This is a genomic window from Treponema pedis, assembly GCF_017161325.1.
GTDB classification, from domain to species: Bacteria; Spirochaetota; Spirochaetia; order Treponematales; family Treponemataceae; genus Treponema_B; species Treponema_B pedis.
The window spans coordinates 1,945,099-1,968,849 of the sequence record NZ_CP045670.1 but is presented as its reverse complement, the minus strand read 5'-3'; the positions used below and the strand labels follow the sequence as shown (position 1 = coordinate 1,968,849).

Annotated in this window: 21 protein-coding genes; 15 read left to right on the top strand and 6 right to left on the bottom strand. The window is 36.6% G+C overall.

The genetic code is table 11. The features are described 5' to 3' along the window. Positions 1-21 precede the first annotated feature (21 nt). Together DYQ05_RS09100 and DYQ05_RS14000 are read right to left on the bottom strand one after the other, a co-directional pair. Positions 22-2,025, bottom strand: coding sequence for a hypothetical protein (locus tag DYQ05_RS09100; RefSeq protein WP_051267559.1), 2,004 nt, complete (start codon positions 2,023-2,025; stop codon positions 22-24). A 339-nt stretch (positions 2,026-2,364) separates the two neighbouring features. Further along, entirely contained in the window at positions 2,365-2,718 is a 354-nt protein-coding gene (locus DYQ05_RS14000; protein ID WP_020965697.1) for a hypothetical protein, read from the bottom strand. Between the two features lie 427 nt (positions 2,719-3,145). Between DYQ05_RS14000 and rpsA the strand changes: the two genes are divergently transcribed. The 6 genes from rpsA to DYQ05_RS09070 all read left to right on the top strand — a co-directional run bounded on the left by rpsA (position 3,146) and on the right by DYQ05_RS09070 (position 11,696). Continuing rightward, positions 3,146-5,545, top strand: a complete 2,400-nt coding sequence (gene rpsA / locus DYQ05_RS09090; RefSeq protein WP_206183299.1) for a 30S ribosomal protein S1 — start codon at positions 3,146-3,148, stop codon at positions 5,543-5,545. Between the two features lie 12 nt (positions 5,546-5,557). Continuing rightward, a complete protein-coding gene (locus DYQ05_RS09085; RefSeq protein WP_020965695.1) occupies positions 5,558-7,075 on the top strand; it encodes a sigma-54-dependent Fis family transcriptional regulator in 1,518 nt (505 codons plus the stop codon). 147 nt (positions 7,076-7,222) lie between these two features. After that, positions 7,223-7,390 (top strand): hypothetical protein, encoded by a 168-nt coding sequence (locus DYQ05_RS13995; protein ID WP_252723325.1) that lies wholly within the window; start codon positions 7,223-7,225, stop codon positions 7,388-7,390. A 4-nt stretch (positions 7,391-7,394) separates the two neighbouring features. After that, positions 7,395-7,823, top strand: coding sequence for a tetratricopeptide repeat protein (locus tag DYQ05_RS13990; protein WP_252723557.1), 429 nt, complete (start codon positions 7,395-7,397; stop codon positions 7,821-7,823). A gap of 136 nt (positions 7,824-7,959) precedes the next feature. After that, positions 7,960-8,607, top strand: coding sequence for a hypothetical protein (locus DYQ05_RS09075; protein ID WP_024465311.1), 648 nt, complete (start codon positions 7,960-7,962; stop codon positions 8,605-8,607). 71 nt (positions 8,608-8,678) lie between these two features. Continuing rightward, positions 8,679-11,696, top strand: coding sequence for a bifunctional diguanylate cyclase/phosphodiesterase (locus tag DYQ05_RS09070; RefSeq protein ID WP_206183298.1), 3,018 nt, complete (start codon positions 8,679-8,681; stop codon positions 11,694-11,696). Positions 11,697-11,725: 29 nt separating this feature from the next. Here DYQ05_RS09070 and DYQ05_RS09065 read toward each other — a convergent pair whose 3' ends face one another. Genes DYQ05_RS09065 through DYQ05_RS09055 form a run of 3 tightly spaced genes read right to left on the bottom strand, consistent with a single transcriptional unit; the run spans position 11,726 to position 13,898 of the window. Further along, positions 11,726-12,637 carry a hypothetical protein gene (locus tag DYQ05_RS09065; protein ID WP_206183297.1) on the bottom strand — a complete coding sequence of 304 codons (912 nt, stop codon included), beginning with the start codon at positions 12,635-12,637 and terminating at the stop codon, positions 11,726-11,728. Further along, positions 12,637-13,623: a hypothetical protein gene (locus DYQ05_RS09060; protein WP_206183296.1), complete on the bottom strand. Its 987-nt coding sequence runs from the start codon at positions 13,621-13,623 to the stop codon at positions 12,637-12,639. Before DYQ05_RS09060 ends, DYQ05_RS09065 begins: the two co-directional genes overlap by 1 nt. Further along, positions 13,608-13,898 (bottom strand): hypothetical protein, encoded by a 291-nt coding sequence (locus DYQ05_RS09055; protein WP_206183295.1) that lies wholly within the window; start codon positions 13,896-13,898, stop codon positions 13,608-13,610. Before DYQ05_RS09055 ends, DYQ05_RS09060 begins: the two co-directional genes overlap by 16 nt. 16 nt (positions 13,899-13,914) lie before the next feature. On the opposite strand from DYQ05_RS09055, the gene DYQ05_RS09050 reads away from it, so the two are divergent. Beyond that, positions 13,915-14,232 (top strand): hypothetical protein, encoded by a 318-nt coding sequence (locus tag DYQ05_RS09050; protein WP_206183294.1) that lies wholly within the window; start codon positions 13,915-13,917, stop codon positions 14,230-14,232. 178 nt (positions 14,233-14,410) lie between these two features. On the opposite strand, the gene DYQ05_RS09045 is transcribed toward DYQ05_RS09050, so the two are convergent. Further along, positions 14,411-15,022 (bottom strand): hypothetical protein, encoded by a 612-nt coding sequence (locus DYQ05_RS09045; protein WP_206183293.1) that lies wholly within the window; start codon positions 15,020-15,022, stop codon positions 14,411-14,413. Between the two features lie 140 nt (positions 15,023-15,162). Here DYQ05_RS09045 and DYQ05_RS09040 point away from each other — a divergent pair, with 140 nt between their 5' ends. From DYQ05_RS09040 to DYQ05_RS09005, 8 genes are all read left to right on the top strand, one after another. Then, positions 15,163-15,612, top strand: coding sequence for a septum formation initiator family protein (locus tag DYQ05_RS09040; protein ID WP_024467330.1), 450 nt, complete (start codon positions 15,163-15,165; stop codon positions 15,610-15,612). Then, positions 15,587-16,171, top strand: coding sequence for an L-threonylcarbamoyladenylate synthase (locus DYQ05_RS09035; protein ID WP_206183292.1), 585 nt, complete (start codon positions 15,587-15,589; stop codon positions 16,169-16,171). The genes DYQ05_RS09040 and DYQ05_RS09035 overlap by 26 nt, the downstream gene beginning before the upstream one ends. A 52-nt stretch (positions 16,172-16,223) precedes the next feature. Beyond that, entirely contained in the window at positions 16,224-19,070 is a 2,847-nt protein-coding gene (locus tag DYQ05_RS09030; RefSeq protein ID WP_206183291.1) for a DUF3160 domain-containing protein, read from the top strand. Between the two features lie 178 nt (positions 19,071-19,248). After that, positions 19,249-20,001, top strand: coding sequence for an ABC transporter ATP-binding protein (locus DYQ05_RS09025; protein ID WP_020965686.1), 753 nt, complete (start codon positions 19,249-19,251; stop codon positions 19,999-20,001). 73 nt (positions 20,002-20,074) lie between these two features. Continuing rightward, positions 20,075-21,415 (top strand): FtsX-like permease family protein, encoded by a 1,341-nt coding sequence (locus DYQ05_RS13985; protein WP_252723324.1) that lies wholly within the window; start codon positions 20,075-20,077, stop codon positions 21,413-21,415. Beyond that, positions 21,354-21,602: a hypothetical protein gene (locus tag DYQ05_RS09015; protein ID WP_206183290.1), complete on the top strand. Its 249-nt coding sequence runs from the start codon at positions 21,354-21,356 to the stop codon at positions 21,600-21,602. The genes DYQ05_RS13985 and DYQ05_RS09015 overlap by 62 nt, the downstream gene beginning before the upstream one ends. 27 nt (positions 21,603-21,629) lie before the next feature. After that, a complete protein-coding gene (locus DYQ05_RS09010) occupies positions 21,630-22,958 on the top strand; it encodes an ABC transporter permease (protein ID WP_206183289.1) in 1,329 nt (442 codons plus the stop codon). A gap of 19 nt (positions 22,959-22,977) precedes the next feature. Next, positions 22,978-23,736 (top strand): outer membrane lipoprotein-sorting protein, encoded by a 759-nt coding sequence (locus DYQ05_RS09005; protein WP_020965683.1) that lies wholly within the window; start codon positions 22,978-22,980, stop codon positions 23,734-23,736. Positions 23,737-23,751 lie beyond the last annotated feature (15 nt).

Genomic DNA, 23,751 nt, shown 5'->3' with positions numbered 1-23,751 from the left:
ACTTATGTTTGCTTGTAAAGTTTATTCCAGCGGGGCAAAATATCCCGTTTCATCTCTTCCCGACCTGTTTAACAATCTTACTTCCACTTCTACAGGTAAAAAAGCCCTGCCGAAGTCGGTTTGAAGGGTTGAATTATAGGAAAGACGGTATGTACCTATAGGTTGTTCCAATAAATCGGTAATTATAGGTTTTAACCCTTTTTCCCCGTAAACATAAAAGGTCTTACCTCCCGTCTTTTTTGCTAAATAAGCCGTTTCAGGGATTGAAGATTCTTTTTTTAAGTTTACCGCATAAAACCTGATATTATTGTTTGTCATATATGATGCCAAGTCGTTAAGACTGTATTGTTTAAAATTATCCGCATTTGGTTCCGTTAAACTTAAAAAGATGACCGCCCGTTTTTGTTCCGCATTTATCAATTCTCCTGCGGCAAGCCTTAATGCCGAATCGAATTTCCAATCGGGCGATTGCACCGTTTTTAAGCGGTTGGGTATTGTTTCCAAATCTTTCGGAAAGAATTTTCCTTCGAGTATGGGCAGAGCTCCTGCCGATACAAGCGTTATTTTACCCTTACCCTGCATTGCTTCCGATATTTCTTTAATTGCGGATTCAATTGCCTGTTTTTCTTTTATTGAAGAAGGGGAGCGTTCTACGATAATTGCAATATCGCAAGTGTCGTTTAAGTATGCCGAACCGTCAAGAGTATAGTTTGCGGCAATTCGGTTTTTTTCCGTAACGATAAAGTTTTCTTCCGTTAAACCCACAATTTGTTTTCCGTCCCTGTTTTGAACGCTTACTTCCATTATAATTTTAGGGAAGGTGTCGGAAAATATACGTTTTATTTGTACAAATAAACCGCCCGCAAGTTCATTAATCCGCGAGGTAATTTCTATATTTTGATTTTTATGGTCTATTAAAAGTAAATTACCGTTTATGTCCGGAACGGCAGCCGTAATCTTTGACGGAAAGTTACCTAAACTTGCCAATTCGGTTATTGTCGAAAATCCGGTATCGATTAAATAAACCTTATTATTTGCGGCGGCCACCAAGTTACCGTTCCATGCACGTAATGCTTCTATTTTTTTTAAAGAATTTTCAGGTAATAAATCTTGAATATAATTACCTGCCGTATCAAAAATATAAACGGCACCTTTTAAAGCGTCCGCAACGTATACGAGGCCGTCTATAATTGCAATTCCCGCCGGAGCGATAAAGCCTGAAAAAAGGCCTCCTTTTTCTCCGAAATTGAATAAGGGTTCTCCGTCCGGTGCAAATACTGCAATTCTTGCATTACCGAAGTCGCAAACATAGATATTTCCGTATTCGTCTTCCGCCAAAAACTGAGGCCCTATAAGGCCGCCCAAGCCGCGTCCTGTTTGTCCGAAATATTTTAAAAATTTTCCGTTTTTATCCAATAAAGAAATTCTGTTTGAAGCAAATTCGGAAACCAGCAAATTACCGTTTTTTAACTCGATTACATCAAAGGGGCGGTCAAACCCTTGAATCGGCCCCTTTGTTCTGTCTAAAATAATTCCGTTTACATTAAAATGCAAAAGCTCGTTTGAACCGTATGCCGTTATCCAAAAACTGCCGTCGGAAATTGCTGCAATCGAAAGCGGCTGTCTGAATAACTCCACATCTCCGTTTTTTGATGAAAACTCCACGGCTTCTACATACTTTAAGTTATCAATAGAATCGGACATAAGAGTTTTACGCTCTTTTAAAATTTCAATTTTATTTTTTAAAAGCATACCGCCGTATCCTGAAGCCGATGCGGCTTCCCACTGAACTGCGGCCGCTCCTTCAACTCCCGTCCTATAGTACGATTTACCCAACCAATCTAAAATCAGCGGTTCTCCCGGAAGGTACGACAGAGCTTTTTCAAATAAAATAACGGCCTCGTTAAATGTGCCGCGGTAATAGGCTTGAACACCTCGCCTGAATTCGTCGGAGGCTATTTTACGGTCTGAAGAAGACGGTTGAGCCGTAACGGCATCTTGAGCAAAAAGTAAATTATAATTTATGTGCGGCCTAAGTACTGCAACCCCTAAAACAAAAAAAAGAACTGTATTTATTTTTTTTAATTTTTTCACTTCCAACCTTCTTGAATTTACCTTTTATAAATTAAGCGGTAATTAAAATATGTACTTAAGTATTTTATATTTTTATATGAAATTCTTCAAGAGGCTTATAACCGGTGTTTTAATTTCGGGATAAAAGATATTAAAAAAAATCTTTTAACAACGGAACGATTTTCCGGTTTTTCAAAACTCCTTAACCTCTATGTCTGTATTTGCATAGAGGTTATAGTATTATTAATAGAAGAATTTTTAAAATTTTTAAGCCGGATTAAACAAAACTTTCTATAAAGCCGGATGATGCCTTTTGTGCGGACTTTTTGTACAAATCCCCGATGTAAGAGATTTTATGGAAAAAGCTTTTTGCCCGCAGTACTTGCAAGTGTATTGCTGTTTTTCATCTCCTTCATACGGAACGTGGTTACTTCCTTCGGGGTTTTTCGGACAGGCTCCGGAAGTTAAAGTGCTTATAGAAAAACCCTTTCTGCCGCAGTACTTGCAAGTATATTGCTGTTTTTCGCTTCCTTCATATAAAACATGACAGTTTCCCGTAGAATTTCTTGTACAGGGAGCAGATGTTAAACTTTGGATATCGGAAGCACTATGTCCGCACCATTTACAATAAAATTTTTCAGCCATTTTTCCTTCCTACTTAAAATTGTCCGCTATCTTAATTTACTGCGTAAAATTTAACATTCCCCATATTAAAACCGAATAAACCCTATGTAAATATTACCTGCAAATAACAGTGCATATTTTAAGATTTTATAAGAATATGTTGTCTGTATAACTTTCTTCTATTATATCCCCCCCCCCCCCCGAAAAAATCAATACCCTTATTACCGAATTTTTAAAATATTTTTATCATTTTAAGAAAATATTTTGATTTATCAAAATATTCGGCCGGAAAAAGTATTTTAGAAGACCGGCATACGGATTTAACCTTGAATATAAAGTTTCTTTAAAAAAATGAATATTTCACGGAAAAATAAATTTTAAAAAAAATACTATATTTTTTTGCAAAAACTATATACATAATATTGAAAAAAATGTATAATATAAGGATATGATAGTAGCCATTGACGGGCCTGCAGGTTCCGGTAAAAGCACCTTGGCAAAAATGATTGCCGAAAAATTTAACCTTACATTTATGAATACCGGGAGTTTTTATCGTGCCTTGGCTTTAGCGGTTTTGCGTTCCTTAGGCGGAGCTGCCGACGGTTCAGGCGGTATGCCTCCCGATATTTCCGATGAAGAGCGCTGGATTTCTTTTGCCGAAAAAACCGAACTGTTTTATAAAAACGGTAATATGTATTTGGGCTGTGAAAATGTGGAATCATATTTAAGAAGCGATGCGGTGGAATCCGTTGTCGCTCGTATTTCCGCAATCGTTCCTATCCGCCGAATTTTGAACGAAAAAATAAGAAGCGAGGCGAAAAAGATAGGGGCTGTTTGTGAAGGAAGGGATATGACAACTGTAGTCTTTCCTAATGCGGACTACAAATTCTATCTTGACGCTTCCGCGGAATCAAGAGCAAAACGCCGCTTTGAGCAGGGAACCAGTAAATTGTCTTTGGAAGAAATAAAGAAGACGATTATAGAAAGAGATGAAGTTGATAAAAATAAAAAAGAAGGCAGCTTACAAATTGCTTCCGATGCTTTTTATTTGGATACTTCGGACTTGACTATAAGCGAGGTTTATGCGAAAATGCTGGATAAAATACACAATAAAGGGTTATCTATGGAAAAGATGGAAGTGGTAAAGGATGTTGAAAACGGCTCCAATAAAAACATCCAAGCACAATTACAAGAGGAGTACTTGAACAATTTTGAGGCTCCCGAGGCGGGGACAATTAAAGAAGGTTATGTTGTTGCTGTAAACAACGGAACCGTTTTTGTCGATGTAGGCGGAAAATCCGAAGGTCATATACCTTTGGAGGAATTTGATGAAGAACCTAAGGTAAATGATAAGGTAAATGTTTTTATCGAAAAAACCGAAGGCTTTAGCGGTTCTTTGGTCGTATCCAAACTGAAGGCCGATAGGAAAATTCTTCAAAAAGCTTTAAAAGAAGCTTACGAAAATAATACGCCTATCGAAGGGACGATTTCAAAACTGGTTCGGGCAGGCTACGAGGTAAAGCTCGGCGGCGGTCTTACGACTTTTCTGCCTTTAAGTCAGGCCGATGTTGTCCGCGTCGAAAAACCGGAAAGCTTACTCGGTGTAAAATCCAAATTTTACATCGAAAAATTGAGTTTTAATGCGCGTACAGGTGAAAATATCGTTGTAAACCGCAGAAAATATATGGAAGAACGTACGGAAAAAGAAAGGGAAGCTTTTTTTGCCACCGCAAAAATAGGAGATACCGTAAAAGGTACCGTAAAAAGCTTTACAAGCTTCGGTTCGTTTATAGATTTGGGCGGTTTTGACGGTTTATTGCATATAAACGATATGAGTTGGGGACATGTTACCCGTCCGAAAGATTTTGTAAAAAAAGGCGAAGAAATTGAAGTAAAAGTTATACGGCTTGACCCCGAAAACAAACGTATTAACCTTTCTTTAAAACACTTTACTCAAGACCCTTGGCTTAATTTTGAAGATAAATTCCATGTAGATGATGTCGTTACGGGTACGGTTACAAAAACTACCGATTTCGGTGCGTTTATTGAACTTGATGAAGGTATCGAAGGCTTGGCTCATATAAGCGAATTCAGCTGGGTAAAAAAGATAAGTAAGCCGGAAGATATGGTTAAACCGGGCGATAAAGTTACCTGTATGATATTAGGTTATGATATCCAGGCTGGAAGAGTTTCGCTGGGCCTTAAACAGGTTACCGATAATCCTTGGGATTCTATAGAAGATAGATACAAGGTGGGAACACGTCTTACAAGAAAGGTTGTAAAAATAACCAATGCCGGAGCCTTTATTCAGCTTGAAGAAGGTATAGACGGTTTTTTACATGCCGATGATATTTCGTGGATTAAACGGGTAAAACATCCGGGAAGCGAGCTTGAAGTAGGTCAGGAAATTGAAGTTATAGTTATTGAATGTGATGCCGAATCAAGAAGAATCAGGCTCGGAATAAAACAGCTTACCGATGACCCGTGGGAACAGTTTGCAGCTTCATATAAGCAAGGCTCGGTAGTTGAAGGTGAGGTTTCTTCAATCACCGATTTCGGAATTTTCGTAAAAGTTCCCGGAAATATTGAAGGCTTAATTCACAAACAGAATTTAGTTGAAAACAGGGAAGATAATCCCGATGAGGTTTTAGCTAAATACAAGGTAGGCGATAAGGTAAAAGCGGTCGTAATTGAGCTTAATCCTAAAACCAAAAAAACAGCCTTTTCTATCCGTGATTTAAAACGCAGACAGCAGCAGGAAGAAATTTCCCAATATATGTCCAATGAACAGGAAGGGGAAGACTCTTCGTACACGCTCGGAGACCTTTTAAAAAATAAACCGGAATAAGCTTGTTTTGCTATGGGGACAATTGATAGCATTAAAAGAGATAAACTGAATACTCTTATAAATACCGGCTTGCTGATAAATTCCAATTATTCCGATTTAAGTGTTTTATTGGAAAAAATTGTAGAATCGGCGATGATGGTTGTTGAAGGAGATGCGGCGTCTCTTTTAATGCGTGAAGAAGGCAGTGAACATCTCAGGTTTGAAATTGCCATAGGTCCTAAAGGTATTGAAGCAAAAAAAATCGTTATAGGCATGAACGGTATTGCCGGTTGGGTTATAAAGTACAACAAAAGCGTTATTATAAACGATGTTGAGCACGACCCAAGATTCGATTCAACCGTTCAAGATGTTACAGGATATAAAAACCGTAATATGCTAGCAGTTCCTATGCGTATAAAAGATAAATGCATAGGCGTAATTGAGGTTTTAAATAAGGTAGGCGGAAAGGATTTTGATACCGATGATTTAAATGTCCTTGAGCTTTTTGCAAACCAAACGGCAATTGCTTATCAAAATGCAAGGCATTATAATAAATCGCGGGAAGAAATTATCTGTCTTCAAGACCAGCTGAAACAGGATAAGGGCTATCATACTCTTATAGCAAAGAGTCCCGTTATGCTTGAAAAACTGGAACTTTGCAAAAATATAGCCGCTTCCGATGCATCGGTTTTAATTTTGGGCGAAAGCGGAGTAGGTAAAGAACTTATTGCGGAACAGCTGCATCTTCATTCACGCAGGGTAAACGAGCCTTTTATCCGTGTAAACTGCGCTGCCCTGCCTGACGGTTTATTGGAAAGCGAGCTTTTCGGTCATGTGCGGGGCGCGTTTACCGATGCCGTTTCGGACAGGGTAGGGAGGTTTGAGCTTGCAAATAGGGGCACCATATTTTTAGATGAAATCGGAGATATTCCCTTACAGCTTCAAACAAAACTTTTACGGGTTTTGCAGGAAATGCAGTTTGAGCGGGTAGGCTCAAATAAAACAATTACAATAGATACCAGAATTATAACGGCTACAAATAAAAATATCGAAGAGCTTGTAGCTCAAGGTAAATTCCGCTCGGATTTATACTATAGATTGAACGTACTTCCCATTTATATTCCGCCTTTGCGTAATAGACGGGAAGATATACCGGAGTTGGCGGATTTTTTTCTAAAAAGATTCGGTAAAGAAATGAAAAAAAGTTTTTTAGGTTTTTCAGCCGATGCTATGGATATGATAAATACTTGTCCGTGGCACGGAAATATCCGCGAACTTGAAAATGCCGTTGAAAGAGCCTGTGTTTTGGGAACCCCGCCTTATATTGAACGAAAAGATTTGTTTATTAAGTTGGGAGATGAACCTGCGCTCCGTACTGTGGAAGTTAAACCGAAAGATTTAAAAACCGCTGTAAACGATTTTAAAAAAAATCATATTACGGGAATTTTGGAAAAATGCAGATGGAATCAAACCGCTGCAGCCGAGATACTTGATATACAGCGTACTTATTTATCGCGATTGATAAAAGAACTTGAAATTAAGGAGAATTAAAATGGCTTCTGATAATAATGAAAATAAAGATTTGGCCCGCAAAGTAAATGATTTTTTGTATGCCAATAGAAAATTGTACTGGCGGTTTTAGGCTGCATTGTAATAATAACGGTAGGACTCATTGCCGGTTTTGAAATTTCAAATAAATTGAATAAAAAAGCCGTAAGTGAAGTTGAAAGAGTTATTTATGATTTGGAAGAGTTTAAGCTGAAAAACAAAGCCGATTCCGAAGACGAAAAAACGGCCGAAGCGGAAGAAAAATCCGAAAAAAAACAGGGATACGGTTTCGGAAGAGGTAAAAGCGGAAGAAGATAAGGCTATTGAAAAACTTTCGGCATTAACTGCAAAACGCTCTTCTTCTTATTCGGCCTTTAGAGCAAATACCGCAATTGCGGAAATTTATTTTCAAAGAAAATCGTATGAAGAGGCTTTAAAGTATTATGAATTGGCTGCCCTTGCCGTTAAAAATTCTTACGCGGCCGGCGTTGCTTATTTTAACGCCGCATCTTGTGCCGACGAATCGGGAAATAATGAAAAGGCTTTGGAATTTTATGAAAAAGCCGCAACAATCGAAAACTTTCCTCTTATTCCCAGAGCCTTATTTAATGCAGGCCGCATATATGAAGCTATGTCGAAAAAAGATGAAGCCGTCTCCCGTTACAATAAACTGTTGGAGTCTTATCCCAAAAATGAATGGGCCTTACTTGCAAAGTCCAGGATAATTGACATTTCCAAAGATAACTTATAATATAAGGAGCCGTATAAATTTAATTTGTTTTTTTTGATTTTAAACGGCATAACTTTTGCCGTTTAAAATTATCATACGTTGTTTTAAAGTGCGGGCCGCTATCGATAATTTACCGCAGTTTTTTTAAAGGGTGTTTATGAAAAAACAATTCCCGATTTTACTTTGTATCCTTCTCTTTTTTTCATGCGGAATAGATGATATTATTTATTTGGTATCTCCGACCGTAATTCATGACCCCAGTTCCCATGTTGACGGCGAACAAAAATATTTTGAATTTGAAACATCTGATAAAAAAAATACCGAAGATGCTTTGGGGTATTTTAAAGGTTTTGACATATTCTACAGAATTTATGAAAATGAAGCCGACTGTGTTTCCGCAATAAATAGTGCATATTCTTACAACGATTCAAATCCGTCCGCCGCCGCAAATTATTTACTTTCCTCTTTGTCTTTTTCATTTTTAAGGTCTTCCGTTTCTTCTCCCAATCCTCTTATTTCTTCGGCTACCGCCGACAGAAAGGTGTCCTTCAGACTTACGGATTACTCTACACATAAGGCCGAGATTTTAATTAACGGAATAAACTTCGGTAATGTTTTAAGAGCCAATAATAAATCTTTTTCTTCCATTTTGAGAACCGACCCTGATGTAAAAACTTCAAACTCTTCTTCTTCCGACCTGTATGTTGCGGTTTTTACCGCCGCCTACGGCACCGATAAATATTTTAAACCTTTTTACAGCGGTATTGTAAAACTGGGTTATGTAAGAATAAATAAACCGTATTAAATTGTTTTTATTTTATTTATTATTCCGTAAAAATATTGCAATAAGTTTTAATATATGATATTATATAGAAAATGAAAGTTAAAAAGAATACTTCGCGATACAAAACAACAATGCTTACCCGTCTTTTGATTCCGATGATTTTTGTATTTGTGATTCAAAGTTCGGTTATGATTTTTATGTTCTTAAATTCCGGGCTTTTAAATAAATCCGATGACAGCGCATATATAGAATTTTCGGAAAAAGTATTAAGCAGAAAAATATATATTGAAAATGAAAAATTTAAACGCTGGACAGCCTTTCAAGGAATAAACGAAGAGATTTTAAGTGTTATTATAAATGTTTTAAACGAAGAAGGTCTTTCTCAAAAAGAAATTATAAACAGAGATGATGTTCAAAATAAAATTATGGAAGACATTATTCCTATGTTAATTTATCTTTTGAGAAAAAATAATGTTATGGGATTTTTTTTGGTTTTGGATTCTCCGCGAAGTCTTTCCGAAAGCGGTACCGATTTTTCGTATCCCGGTATTTATTTACGCAACCCTTCTTTATTACTTTCGCCTGCCGAAAATAACGATTTAAGGCTCTTACATGGAAATCCTGAAACGGTAGAACAATATAAAATAGCTTTAGATGATGAATATAAAAAATATTTTTCCATTTCCAACCGCTTAAATGACGAAAATTCCAAGTATTTTAATTACCCTATAAGACTTGCAAAATTGGGGATAAATGCAAGTACTGAGCAAATGTCTTATTGGAGCCCGCCGTTTAATCTGTGTGAGAAGGAAGAGGTTATCACTTATTCAATACCTTTAAAAGATGATGATGGGAATATTTACGGTGTTTTAGGTATAGATTTATCGATAAATTATTTAAAATCATTTTTATACTTTGACGAACTTTACTCAGGCAGGAAGGGGTTATATTGTATAGCGACACGCGATACTTCGGTCGACTCGCTTGAATTTACACCTATATGTGTAAGCGGAACTTCCGTAGATTTGACGGCTTCCCAGTTTCCCGTATTAAATGTTGTAAAGACGGGTTATAAAAATGTATACCGTATAGAAAACTCCATGTTTTTGGGTTCAAAACAATGTGTTGCCGTAGAAAAATTCAATATGTATCCTCCTAAATCGTTTTACGGCAATCAGGAGTGGGTTTTAATGGGTATTGTGCCTGAAAACGATATTTTATCATTTTCTTCCACTCTTATAGGTATATTTTGGCAAACACTGTTTATAGCCGGTATATTATTTTTAACGGGCGCATATTTATCAAGTAAGCATATTTCAAATATGCTTGCAAGAGTGGTATCGAAAATTGAAAACAGCGACCAAACTAAACCCTTACATCTTGAAAAAATGAATATAGTGGAACTTGATTCTCTTATTTCCTCGATAGAAAATTTGAGTATAGGAGTTTTTAATGCCGCTTCGAGAGTTTCCAAAATTGTAGAACAGCTTCAAGTTCCCATAGGTGTTTTTGAGCATAATATTATTTTAGGTACTGTTTTTTGTAATTCCATTTGGTTTAAACTTTTTAATATACGAAAGTATTCTACCGATACCGTTTTAAATGATGCCGAATTTTATCAAATGCTTAATGAGCTTGAGTATTATATAAACAGTAAAGAAGGCACAAAAACAATATATGCAATACCCACAGGAGAGCCGGGTAAGGTCAGATGGATACGCTTTACGGGAATGAAGGAAAACGAACGTGTTATGGGGATTGCTTTGGATATTACGCGCGAAAATGAAGACAGGACCCGTCTTGAAATGCAAATGAACTATGATGACCTTACCGGTTTATATAATCGTAATGCATTTGACAGAAAAATATCCGAAGTGTTTAAACAACGGCATATAGGAATTTGCGCATTGGTTATGTGGGATATAGATAATTTAAAATATCTAAACGATTCTTTCGGTCATGCTTACGGCGATGCCCACTTACAAATTTTCGGAAAAAAACTTTCTACGCTTCAACAGGACAGGTGTATTGTTTGTAGACGGTCGGGAGACGAATTTTACACCTTCTTTTACAGTTTTTCTACGGCAGATGAAATAAGACTCTTATTAAATGCTTTTTGGAAAGAAATTCAGGAAATGACGATTGTTCTTCCAAGCGGAGAGGAAACAAGACTTAGGGTTTCAGGCGGTATAGCGTGGTATCCTTATGATGCGGATAATCAGGCGGATTTGATAAGGTATGCCGATTTTGCAATATATGATGTTAAACATTCGTTTAAAGGTTCTTTACATGATTTTAATTTGGATATGTATAAAAAGAATTACATTTTGATTCAGGGAACCGAAGCCTTAAATAAAATGTTTGAAAAGAATTTAATTGAATATGCCATGCAGCCTATTATAGTTGCCGCAACCGGAGAAATATACGGATATGAAATGCTTATGCGCTCGATGATGAGTGAATTTAAAAGTCCTGAGGATATTTTACGGCTTGCAAGAGCTCAATCCAAATTGCATATTCTTGAAGAAATTACATTTTTTGCCGCGATGGAAACTTTTACGGAAAAAATTAAAAGCGGAGAAATTTCTAAAACTTCGAAAGTATTTTTAAATACCGTAAGCTCTCAAATTTTAACCGAAACGAAAATTACCGAATTTGAAGACAGATTTACTCCGTATCTTTCAAATATAGTTTTGGAGATTACCGAAAGCGAACCTCTTAATACGGCGTTTTATTCGATAAAAAGCGACCTTATTCAAAAATGGAATGCAATGATTGCAATAGATGATTTCGGAAGCGGATACAGCAATGATTCTTCTTTAATATTTCTTTCTCCCAATCTTGTTAAGATAGATATTTCGATTGTAAGGGAAATTCATAAAAGTTTGGATAAGCAGAATTTGCTTGAAAACCTTATTTCTTATGCGAAAAAAAGAGATATAATTGTTTTAGCGGAGGGCGTTGAAACAATAGAAGAAATTAAAGTTTTGCTGAGCTTCGGAGTGGATTTATTTCAAGGCTATTTCTTTGCAAAGCCTTCGTTTACTATAGAACCCATTCCTCCTGAAAAGCTGCAAGCTCTAAGAGACGCTTATATAGATAAAATTTAATTTTATTTTTCAAAAACGGGACCGATAAATTATTGTTGTGTATTTTCTTCCAAGAAATTCATTACAGTCTTTACATCTTTGGAAAATCCTGAGTATTCAATTATAATCCTGTCACAAAAATCTTTTCCGTAAATAGGGTAAATTGCGAACTTTATTTTGTCTACATAAATATCTTGAGGCAGTTTTTGAGCTGAAAAAAGACATAAGGCTAAGGTTCGGTTTGTTTTTAAAACCGAAATATTTGACCTTCCGATAATTTGTAAAATTTTATTTATGACTGAATAGTATAGCTTTAAAACGGAAACATCGCTTTGCAGTTTTACAGTATCGGGAAATAATTCGGTAAATGAAAAAGTTGTTAAACATGCAAAATTATCCGCATTTAAGGCGGCTTTTACTTTTAGAGTTACCGCATTTTTTCCGTATTGAAACGGATATACGGGTTTGGCCGTTTTAAAAATGTTTTTATATTTATTATATTGTAAAATAAGATTATTTGTATCCGCCGTAAAATTGAATTCTTCTCTTGAAACATCTTTTTGTGATTTTAATAAAAATAAAAAAGCCTTTTCCGCTTCCAAAGGGAAAATATGGATATCGGTTATGCTTATATACTCCTGTGAAGAAAAAAAATTGCGCAATGACGAAAAATTTCCGCTTTTTAAAGCTGTCCATTCGTTTAAAGAAGTAAGGGTAGGTTCAAAAGTCTCTGCGGGAATTACGCATCTGTGAAAAGTAGTAATATCCAAGCCGGAAGGAAAACATAATTCATAAAAATCTTCTTCATTTTTTATAAGAAATCCGCCTTTTTCTATTTTTATAGAGGAAAGAAAATTAATGAAATATTTTTCCGCTTTAAAAAAAAGCTCTCCTTTATTTGTTTCGTCAATAAGGGGAGGCTTGTTTTTGATTACAGCCTCCGCTAAAAGTCTTAAACCCATTAGGAAATCCCCAATTCTTCAAACAATCTTTTGTAGGTATCAAAATATTCCGACTTTGCAAATTCTTCGATTTTATTTTCGGGGAGACTTTCTAAAAGTTGGTCCATATAAGTCAATACCGATTTTATTTCTTCCTTAAGATGTATGGGAAGAGTTTTGCCGTCGGCAGGGTTGGGCTGTAAAGATTCCGCGCCATCTCCGGTTTTTATTTCGGTTTTGATTTCTTCTTCGGTATTTGTTGTTAAATCCAGCCTTGGAATATCTTCCGCCGCTTCCGAAAGTTCCTCGGGTGAAAACGTTTCTTCCGTAGAAGTTTGATTGTCAATTACAAGTTCTTCCGGTATTTTAAAGTCGTCATCTACAGTTTCTTCCGCTTCTTCGGGAGTCAAATCAAATGAGCTTAAATTCGCATCTTCCGAAAAAGGCTCTTCGTTTTGCGTTTCAGAAATGTCTGCGGACTGTTCAAAATGAACGCTTTCTCCGTCAGGCAGTTCAAGTTCTTTTATAGTTAAATCGAAATTTTCCAAATCAGGTTCTTCAATTTGTTCTCCTGTAAAATCAGGCATATCAATGTAGTTTTCGGCATTGTCGTCAATTTTACCGGCTTCGGGAATATCATCTTGTTCCAAATAACTTAAATCTTCGGAGATGGAATTGATGTGTCCGTTTTCGAATTCATTCAAAATGGGCTCCATCGATTCCGTGTCGCTTATTTTAACATCTTCGAATACGTCATTCGTTTCATCGGTATCTTCTTCTATCGGCATATCGATTACTTCGGGTACTTCAAATTCATCTTTAGCGTTTTCTTCCGTAAAGTCCGCAGTTATAAGTATATTGTTAAGTTCATCTCCGGTAAGAGCTATTGTTTCATCTACATCGTCGTCGCTGAAAAAGCCGTTACTGTCTTTGCTTTCGGGGTTGCCTTCCGCATTTTGTTTACCGGTTTCGGAGGCTGAACGTTTATTGCTTACTGCCTTATCCATATCAGCCTTTGCCGAAGCCAATTCGGTTTTAAGGTTGCAAGCTCGGTTTTAATACTGGATAATTCTCCCGCAATTTGTAAAAGAATTTCGGTAGCTCTGTCGTTTTGTAATACGGTATTGCTTTGAGCGGTTTGTTTTTGAGGTTCGTCAAATAAGTCGTTTTTTACGGCTTCAATATCATCGAAGAAAATATCTTCGGACGGCTCGTTTTCGGGAACCGGTTCCGCTTGTAAGGCCGTTTCGGAAACGGGCTCGGCCATTATATCATCGAGCATTGAATCAAGAGCCTTATTGTCTTCTTCAGTTACGGACGCAGGTGCCGAACTTTCGCTTTCCGTTTCGTTTAATATTCTTTTGTTTTCTTCTCTAATTTCATTGATATTTTCCGCTTCAATTACGGTGCTTTCTATTATTAAATCTTCATCGGGAGTTTCCTCGAGTTTAGCGGGTATAACTTCTTCCCGTTTCGGAGTTTCCGCAAAAATAGCGACATCGTCAAAATCTTCATTGGCACCTGAGGTTTTTCCCGCAATTGAAGATATGTCGGAATCTTCATCTATGGTTATATTTATATCTATTCCGTCTTTTTCTTTTTCGGTATCGGCTTGAGGTTCGGGGCCTGCACCCAGCTCATTAAGGATATCATCGAATTCGGAGGTTTCTTCTATACTGAAGTTTAAATCCGTATCCTGTTTGTTTAAAGCCTTTGTTTCGGAGTCGTCCGTATCGGTAATTATTTTTATATCTTCATCGGAGTCGAAGACAATATCTGAAACGGGATTTTCATCTAAACCGGAAGAAATGTCTTCAACTTCTTAGTTTTTTCTTTTTCAACTTCTTTTTCTGCGGCCGTTTCTTCGTTTAAAAAATCGTCCAAATCAAGAGTTTCAAAATCGTTAATATCCATATCCGCTTCTTGCTCCTTATTTTCTATAACCGTAATATTGTCTTCCGCTGTAATTGTTTGAAATTCCGGCAGGTTATTCAGCTGTTCATCGTTATCATCTGCAATTTCTTCATCTATAATTTCGGTTTGTGAAGAATCGCTTAAATCGAATTCTTCTATACCCGCCATTGAAGCAAGCCCTGTCGTTTCTTCCAAATCTATGATTTTATCGGAATCCGGTCTTATATTTTCGTCAAAAATTGCCTGTTCTTCAAAAGATATATTTTCTTCTTCAAGTTTATTTAAATCGATAACATCATGCTCATCGAATTCAATTTTATTATCGTCAAAGATTATATCCTCAGAATCATTTTTTTCCTGTGTAATTTCGCCGCTGTTTTCCGGCTTTTTCTTTATCCAAACGCCGTACATATCAAGTTCGGAATTGTCTTCAATTTTTACAGGAAAAATCGAATCATCGGGTTCTTCGTGTTTATTAAATTCTGCTGCCATGCTTTGTCTCCCTGCCTGCTTAATTATACTATATATCGGCTGAATTTGTAAAGAACCTAAATATATATGATAATAATTATGCACGGTTTTAAATAAAATTCAAGAAAAAAGAAAAAGATGCCGTTATATAATGTAAGATTATGAAAATATATTTTAGGGTAGTTGTACCCGTTTTTATTACCGTTCTTAGTTACAGTATCCTTACACTATTTTTCGGAGCTAAGGGAATTTATTCAAAGCGGTTTATGGAAGTACAAAGAGATGCGCTGATTGAACATGTTAATTCTTTAAATAAAACCGGGTTTGAACTTGACGGTTATATAAAGAATTTAACGTATAATCCGGAAACAATTGCGGTTTATGCTCATGAGTTGGGATATATATATGAAAATGAAGGAATTATAAAACTGGTTAATTTTAATTCAGGCTTCGGTAAAACTTTTAATCCCGGGGCCGTGCTTAAAATTTCAAAACCTCATTTTCTTTCGGATTATGTATGTAAGACAATTGCCGTTTCTATGGGGATTATTGCGGTAATTTTCGAGATGTTTGCGGTTAAAAAAGATGCTTATTCAAAAAGACGGGGCTGATTCTGCCGATATTGCGGCTTCTTTTTTAAAAAGCGGCAAGGTGATAATTATTCCTACCGATACGATATACGGGTTTTCGGGTATTGTTCCGTACACAAAGCGGGAAATTTTTAAAATTAAAAGACGGCCGCCTTCCAAGGAGCTTATTACCCTTATTGCGGAACCTGAAGATATTTTTAACTATACATCTTCGTCCGTTCCTAAAGAATTATTCGGCTTATGGCCCGCTCCTCTTACTTTGATTGTTAAAGATACGGAAAACGGAGGCACTTCGGCTTTTAGATGTCCCGATGACGATTGGCTTCGTTCCGTAATAAAAAAAACAGGGGCTCCTATTTATTCTACAAGCGTAAATTATTCGGCTTTTCCCGCATTGACGAAGATAGAGGATATAAAAAAAGAATTTGAAGATATAATTCCTCTGATTGTTGACGGAGGGAAAGTCTATAACGATAAAATATGTGCCGCCTCTACCATAATAAGCCTTGTAGGGGAAAAACCGGCAGTTATACGGGAAGGTGCCGTCGAAACGGATTTTTTATTTAACACAAAGTATTGATAATTTAAATTTTTAAGTTGACATTTGATATTTTGTGCAATATAATTACGGTATGTGTAATTATATTTTTAGTAAATTCACCGAATTACGGTATGCGGCTTTAAAAACCGTTTGTATTTATATTGCGATATTGTTTGTATTTTTAAGCTTTGTTTTAGGCTCATGCAAAGGGAGCGGAGATGATAAGGCCGTATCCGTTTCCGACAACATAGGTTCGAAGGCCGAGAATTCAAATGATAATCTGCAAAAAGATGTTAAGGCCGTTTTAGAAAAAGAACCTCCCGTAACTATATATTTACCGCTTGAAAAAAAAGCCCCGAAAGCGCGTGCTCATCAAAAATATCTTAACGATAAACTTATCTTTATGCCTCTTTCGCAGGAAGAATTTAAAACCGAAAAGACGGCAGTTGTCGGAAGCAAGGTTTGTATGTTTTATCCGCTTGAAAATACGGAAATTGAAAATATAAAAAGCAATGCCGATTTAAAAAAACTTCCGAAAGGTATTCCTGTTCCGTTTTCAACTGTTATTCCCATTTTAGGAGAGCCTGTTAAAAGTGCCGCGGACGAAGAAGATGATACGGGCTTTTTTGAATTTCAAGATAATGTAAACCTGTTTTATAAAACCGAACTGAATGGAAAAACAGGCTTGGTTTTCGGTGCGGACCTTATATTAAATGAAGACCTTAAGATGAATAAAATCATTTCAATGCTGTATAAAACAAACGGACGCCCCTCCGAGTTTTATCCGATATGCGGTTTTAATTATCTTTCGGCTCTTGAAAGGAATATGCTTGAAGAAAAAAGGCTTATTTTTCAAAACGTAAACAAAAAAGAATATGGGCTTGACTCTTTTAGCCCCGACGATATGATTTCTCTTTATCAAAATCATTTATCCTCCATATTTAAATCCGATTATAAAGAAGACCCCGTTTTTATAACTACGGATTTAATTGCACATTCTCAGCACTTGGTTTTTGACCGGCTTTTGCAGTATTGTGAAGAAACGTTTTTTATGCCGAAATTGGAAACTTTGGTTACTCTTTTCTTAAAAGATTTGGAGAAGGTAAATACTTCCTCCGCCATAACTGCAAAAGAAGAAACCCTGGAAAAAGCAAAACTTTATTTTCTTACGGCACAAGCCCTTCTTAAATTGAGCGGACAGCCTAAAAAAGGTGAGGATAAGTACGGTAACGACGAAATTATTTATGAAGAACCGGATAAAGAAACCGTGCTTAAAGAATATCCCGATAAGGTGCGAAAGGAAATAGAGCTTATATACGGTGCCGAAGGACTGATGCGGTCTGAAATTTTTACCTTTGCCGATAAAAATTATATGAGCGAGGATTATTCGCAGTATAAACCGCGGGGACATTATACAAAAAATAAAAAACTTGAAGCTTATTTTAGAGCTATGATGTGGTTCGGTCATATTCATTTTTTAATTGCCGATAAGGGGCCTAAAGTTTTATCTCAAAACGGACAGGAGGCTTCCGGGTCGGAAGACCTTACGATGAATATGGAGCCTATTGCTCTTTTAATAACCGAAACCGTAAAAAACAATGAAAAGCTTTATACCGAATGGTGTAATTTATTTGAGCCGATAACGGCTTTAATAGGCTTATCCGATGATTTATCGTTTAAAGAGGTATTGCCCTTATGGGGGGAATACAATGTAAAAAATTTTAAAGAATGGAGTTCGGATAAAAAAAATCTTATAGCCTTTATGAAAGATGCTCATAAAAAGCTTAAGCCTCCTGCAATTGCAGGTTCTTCGGTTTTTTATTCTCCTTCCGAAGGTACCGAAGAAGAAAGACGGCCTCCTATGGGCTGGCGTTTATTCGGTCAAAGGTTTGTTTTAGATTCTTTTATACATCATTCCGTAAGCGCACCGCGTTTAACGGGCATTGACGAAAACGGCAATAATATAGGCAGAGGTATGGTAAGCGGTTTGGATATAATGAAGGCTCTCGGTTCAAAAGCGGCGGATTTTCTTTTACAGGACGAGTATAGAAAATTTAAGTTATTAAAACCGATATTGGACGGTTTTGAAAGGGCAATCCTGTCAAATCCGGAAAAAGTTTTAGGCCATACTTATTACTCAAGGGTTTTAAACGGTATTTCTCTTCTTGCGCAATTTGAACAGGGGGCAGGTTTTTATTTTACCGAAACACCTGAATGGAACAGGAAGAGTTTACTTTCCGCACATGGGGCTTGGGCTGAACTTAGACATGATACTATTTTATATGCAAAGATGAGCGGTGCGGAATACGGAGGAGGTTACGATGAAGAAGCGACATTTAGAACCGAAGAAGTTCCTCATTTAGTCCATTATATTGAACCCAATTTACCGTTTTTTAAAAATACCGCAAATTCAATCGGTCTTCTTTCAAATGTATTGGGCGGTTACGGCTTAATTGACGAATCCGTGCAGGATATTTTAAAAAATTTTGAAACGCTTTGTAAAAAGGCTGCCGAAATTGTAGAGCTTGAAATTCAAGATAAACCCGTATCGAAAGAAGATATAAAATGGATTGCCTCAATTCCTTTCGAGCTTGTTCGTATTGTACTTATTGCCGCTCCGTCGGGAAGCGAACTCGATGAAAATCTTCTCAAATCGGCATTGGTTGCCGATGTGTTTACAAATCACGAAACCGGAACCGCATTGGAAACCGCAACAGGTATTCCGTATAGAATTTATGTTCCGCTTAATGATGCGCAAGGAGGAAAACGCGTTGCCGTAGGTTATTGTTTTAACTATTACGAATTTAAACAGCCCGTTTACAATCGCTTAAATGATGAACAATGGAAAGAAAAAGTATATACGGACAATTTTGCGGATATACTTGAAGACAGCAAACCTGATTGGGCAAAAAATATTGCTTTACCCGCAAAGGATTGAAGCAATTAAATTTTTATCGGTATTTTCGTTAAAACACTTGACAAAAAAGTACGGCTGTGCTATTATCTGAAACATTGTATTATATCAAGCTATAAAACTATTTTAAGGCTTAACTGTTGCTTTATAAAGGCTTCAGGCGGTCTTGATTGGTTTAAATTTTTAAATTAAGGAGAAAACTATGAGTATTGTACAAGCTAAAAATTTACGTAAAACCTATCCTCTGGGTAAACTTGAAGTTGAAGCGGTAAAGGGGGTAAATTTTTCCGTGGAACAGGGGGAATTTGTTTCCATTTCGGGGCCTTCAGGTTCCGGGAAGTCCACTATTTTAAATATGATAGGTTTAATCGATACTCCGACTGAAGGAGAGCTTTTTATAAATAATAACAGCATTTACGGTAAAAGCGATTTTGCTTCGCTTTCAAAAAGAAAAAATAAAAAGGTTAAAATCTCTTCAAAATTGGATAAAAAGATGACAATATTAAGGCATGAATATTTAGGTTTTATTTTTCAATCTTTTAATCTTATTCCGGTTTTAAATGTTTATGAAAATATCGAATTTCCTCTTCTTTTCGGCAAGGCAAAGGAATCAAAAGAAAAACAAAAAGAATGGATTCGTTATTTAATCGATAAGGTAGGTTTAACGGATTGGACACATCATAAATCCAATGAACTTTCAGGCGGACAAAGACAGCGTGTTGCGATTGCCCGAGCCCTGGTTACAAAGCCTTCAATAGTATTGGCGGACGAGCCTACGGCAAACCTTGATTCGAAGACGGGAGACCAAATTTTGGAGTTAATGAAAGAAGTAAATAAAGAGTTAAAAACAACTTTTATCTTTTCCACTCACGATGCGAAAATAGTAAATTTGACTGAGCACCGCATTAAAATTTTGGACGGTAACATTGTGGAAGATATAAAAATTTCCGCATAAAAATAAAGAACAGTGAAATATAAACGCAAAAATATTTTCTGTTTTTACTTTTTATATTTACGGAGAAATTAAGATGAATAAAACAATTACTAAAATGGCTTTAAAAAATATTTTTTCCAATAAGGCGAAAACGCTTATAACTTTGTCGTTAATAGGATTGGGTACTTTTTTAATTATACTCGGTTTGGGCCTTTTAAATTTTGCCGAAGAACAAACTAAAAATGTCTGTATAAGCGATTTTACGGGGCATATTTTAATTACGGGAAAGCCTGAAAACGATAAATCTTTTGTAGAGCTTGTAGGAGTAAGCGGAATTTCAGTAGGCAGGGGTTCCCTTAAAATGCCGTATCTTCCCCAAAAGGAAAAAATTTATTCCAAATTAAAAACTGTGGACGGGGTGCTTTCTTTTACACCGAGTGCGGTTTCTCAACACAATACTTTAAAACCCGTAAACCTTCCCGATTCATGGGAAGCCGATAATAAAAAAAACGGATTTCCTCCCTTTACTAACTGCCTTGGTATTGAGCCTGAAAGTTATAAAAAAATGTTCGATACGATACAAGTTTACGAAGGCTCTTTTCCTCAACAAAATAACGAAGAATTTTTTCTTATGCCTAAAAGCACCAAAGAAGCCTTTGAAAAATATTTTGAAAGGGAATTAAAAATCGGAGATGAGATTGTTATTACAGCTTACGGTGAAAAAACCAAAACTAAAAAGGTTCGCATTACGGGCTTTTTTAACTATGCGCACCCAGATACCGATATAGGCAGAATAAGTTATTGCGATATAAACTCTTGCAGAATGTTGGCGGGTATGATAATGGGAGCAAAGGTTGCAACGGAAATTCCTTCTTCGATAGACTTAAGTCTTTCAGGTAAATCCGAAGAAGACCTTTTCGGCTCCGAAGAAAATATGTTTGATGAAAAGGCCGATGTTTCGGGAAAGGGCTTAACCGAAGCCGATGTGGAAAATATTTTGGGCAGTACCGAATTGCGCGACAGTCTTAATATGGCGGATACGGAGGCTTGGCACCATATTGCGATAAAGTTAAAAAACGGATTTTTTACGGAGCAAACTGCCGACGAATTAAATAAATGGTTTCTTAACGAGGATATTAAAGCTCAAGCTCTTCTTTGGGATAAGGGTATGGCCTCATATTCGGCCAGAATAAACGCGACAAAAAAAATGCTTACGGTTATTTTAGTTCTTCTTTCAGTGGTGGTGTTAATCGTAATTATGAATACCCTTGTAGTTTCGGTTATGGAACGTACTTCAGAAATAGGCACAATGCGGGCAATAGGAGCAAAAAAAGGTTTTGTAAAAAAAAATATTTTATGCGGAATCTTTTTTTATGTCGTTTACCGGTGCAGGGGCAGGAATTATTTTAGCCTTAATTACGGCTATAATTTTTAATTCTTTAAATTTACGCTTCGGAAGCGGCTTCGCTTTGCTTTTCGGAGGTTATAACGTAAAGGTTAATATTTCGATTTTATCGGTGCTGGGTACGGCTTTTGCAATGTTTGCGGCAGGTTTTGCGGCAAATATTTATCCGATAAAACTTGCATTAAAAATAAGTCCGCTTGAAGCGATTAACAGCTAGCGGGAATTTATTTTAAGGAAGTAATTTATGAATATTTTAAAGATAGCATTTAGAAATTTAAACAGACAAAAACGGCGCAGTATACTGCTGGTAGTTGCCGTAGCTTTCGGATTTTTTATCGTAACCTTTATTGACGGCTTTTCTCAAGGCGCAATGAAGAGTTTGGAATATCAGCTTGCAAAAATAATAGGGGGGCATGTTTCGATAGCCGGAGCTCAAAAATCAAGCGATAAAAATGAAGATGACTCTGCGGAAGAGTATCTTGATTCGTATGAATTTATCGAAAAGGTAATTGCCGAAACGGGTATAAAGCCTATGTACGTAACCCGCCGCTCCGAGCTTGACAGTACGCTTATTTTTGAAGGAAAAGACTTTTCTCAATTGATTTTAGGCTGCGATTTTGATAAAGAAAAATTGTTAAAAGACAGTATTTCTTTTAAAGAAGGAAGCTGGGAAACTATGAAGGCGGAAAATGCGATTTTAATTTCGGAGCAAACTGCGGAAAATTTTAATATACGTTTTAACGATATTCTTTTGTGCGAAACGAAAACCTCTTCCGGTAAATTAACGGTAGCCGAATTTCAAGTTAGGGGAATAAGCCTTTCAACATCAATTACAGGGCAAGTTTCCGTTTACGCAAACAAGGTTTACATAAACAAAATTACCGAATCGCCTGAAAACAGATTTCACGCCTACAGTATATTTTTGGAAAATGCAAATATGCAGGAAACGGTTGCCGATATGCTTGAAAAAAAGATTTCCGAATATGCACCGGTTACAAACAGAATGCAGGCAAGGCTTTTAAACCGGCAGCGTCCTATAAATGACCTTACGCGGCAGCTTAATCACGGAAAATGGGAGGGTACAAAATATATGGTAGTCTCTATGTATGATGCATCTCCCGAGATTGCTACATTAATTATTTATGTACAGACGGCGAGCTTTGTAATACTTCTTGTTCTTTTACTTATAACTATGATAGGTATTTCAAATACTTTCAGAATGATTGTACACGAAAGAAAAAGTGAAATAGGTACTATGCGCTCTTGCGGAGTAAAACGTATGAACATAAGGTTTTTGTTTATTTCGGAAGCTGTGATGCTTTCGATAATAGGCTCCATATCCGGTATTGCACTTGCAATTATAGCGATGCAGGCCGTTTCCTTTATTCCGATTGCAAGTTCTTCCGCCCTTTCACTTTTTACAAAAGACGGGTATTTCAGCTGGAACTTGTCGTTTCTTTCCGTAACGGCTAAATTTTCACTAATGATTTTTTTAACATTACTTGCCGCTGTATCTTCCGCAGGCAGGGCTGCAAATATGGTGCCTGCCGAAGCTATGCGCGTAGGGAAATAATAAAATTTAAGGAGTTTTTATGAAGACAAAAAAAATATTTATAAGTTTTTTTATTTTAATTGTAAGCTGTTTTTTGTTTGCCGAAGTTCCGAGCACGGAACAAATGTATAAAATTTTTGAAGAAGTTTTTGAAGGAATGAATTTTACCGACGATTTTACTTGTTCGGTTTCGCTGATTGCCGAAAAACCTCAAACCCCTAAAGCCGTATATCAATATAAATTGTACAGGCGGGATTCTTCAGACCAAACGACGCTTGTTTTACTTGCTCCTGAGGTTGATAAGGGGCAGGGATACTTGCAGGAAAAAAATAATCTTTGGTTTTATGACCCGATTTCGCACCAGTTTACACACTCTTCTATTAAGAAAAATTTAAACGATACGGACGCAAAGGTTTCCGATGTTAAGAAAAAAGCGAAATTTAAAGATACGCACGAGATAAAAAAAATAGAAGAAGCCAAGGTCGGTAAGGTGGAAGTATATGCGGTAACTGCAAAGACCTTATCGAGGGACGCCTCATATTCTGAAGAAAAGTATTTTATAAAAAAAACCGAACCCCTTATTTTAAAAATTGAAAGTTACGGTGCAAGCGGAAGACTTATGCGCACGACCCTTATTCCCAAATACGTAAAATTGGGAAAGGCCAATCTTCCCGTTCACCAAATTTATATAAACGAAATAAATAAGGGCGATAAAACAACGCAGATTTTTTCCGATTTCGATACTTCCAAAATACCCGATGTGGTGTTTACAAAGGCTTATTTGGAAAAAATAAACTGATTCTTTATTTTTTAA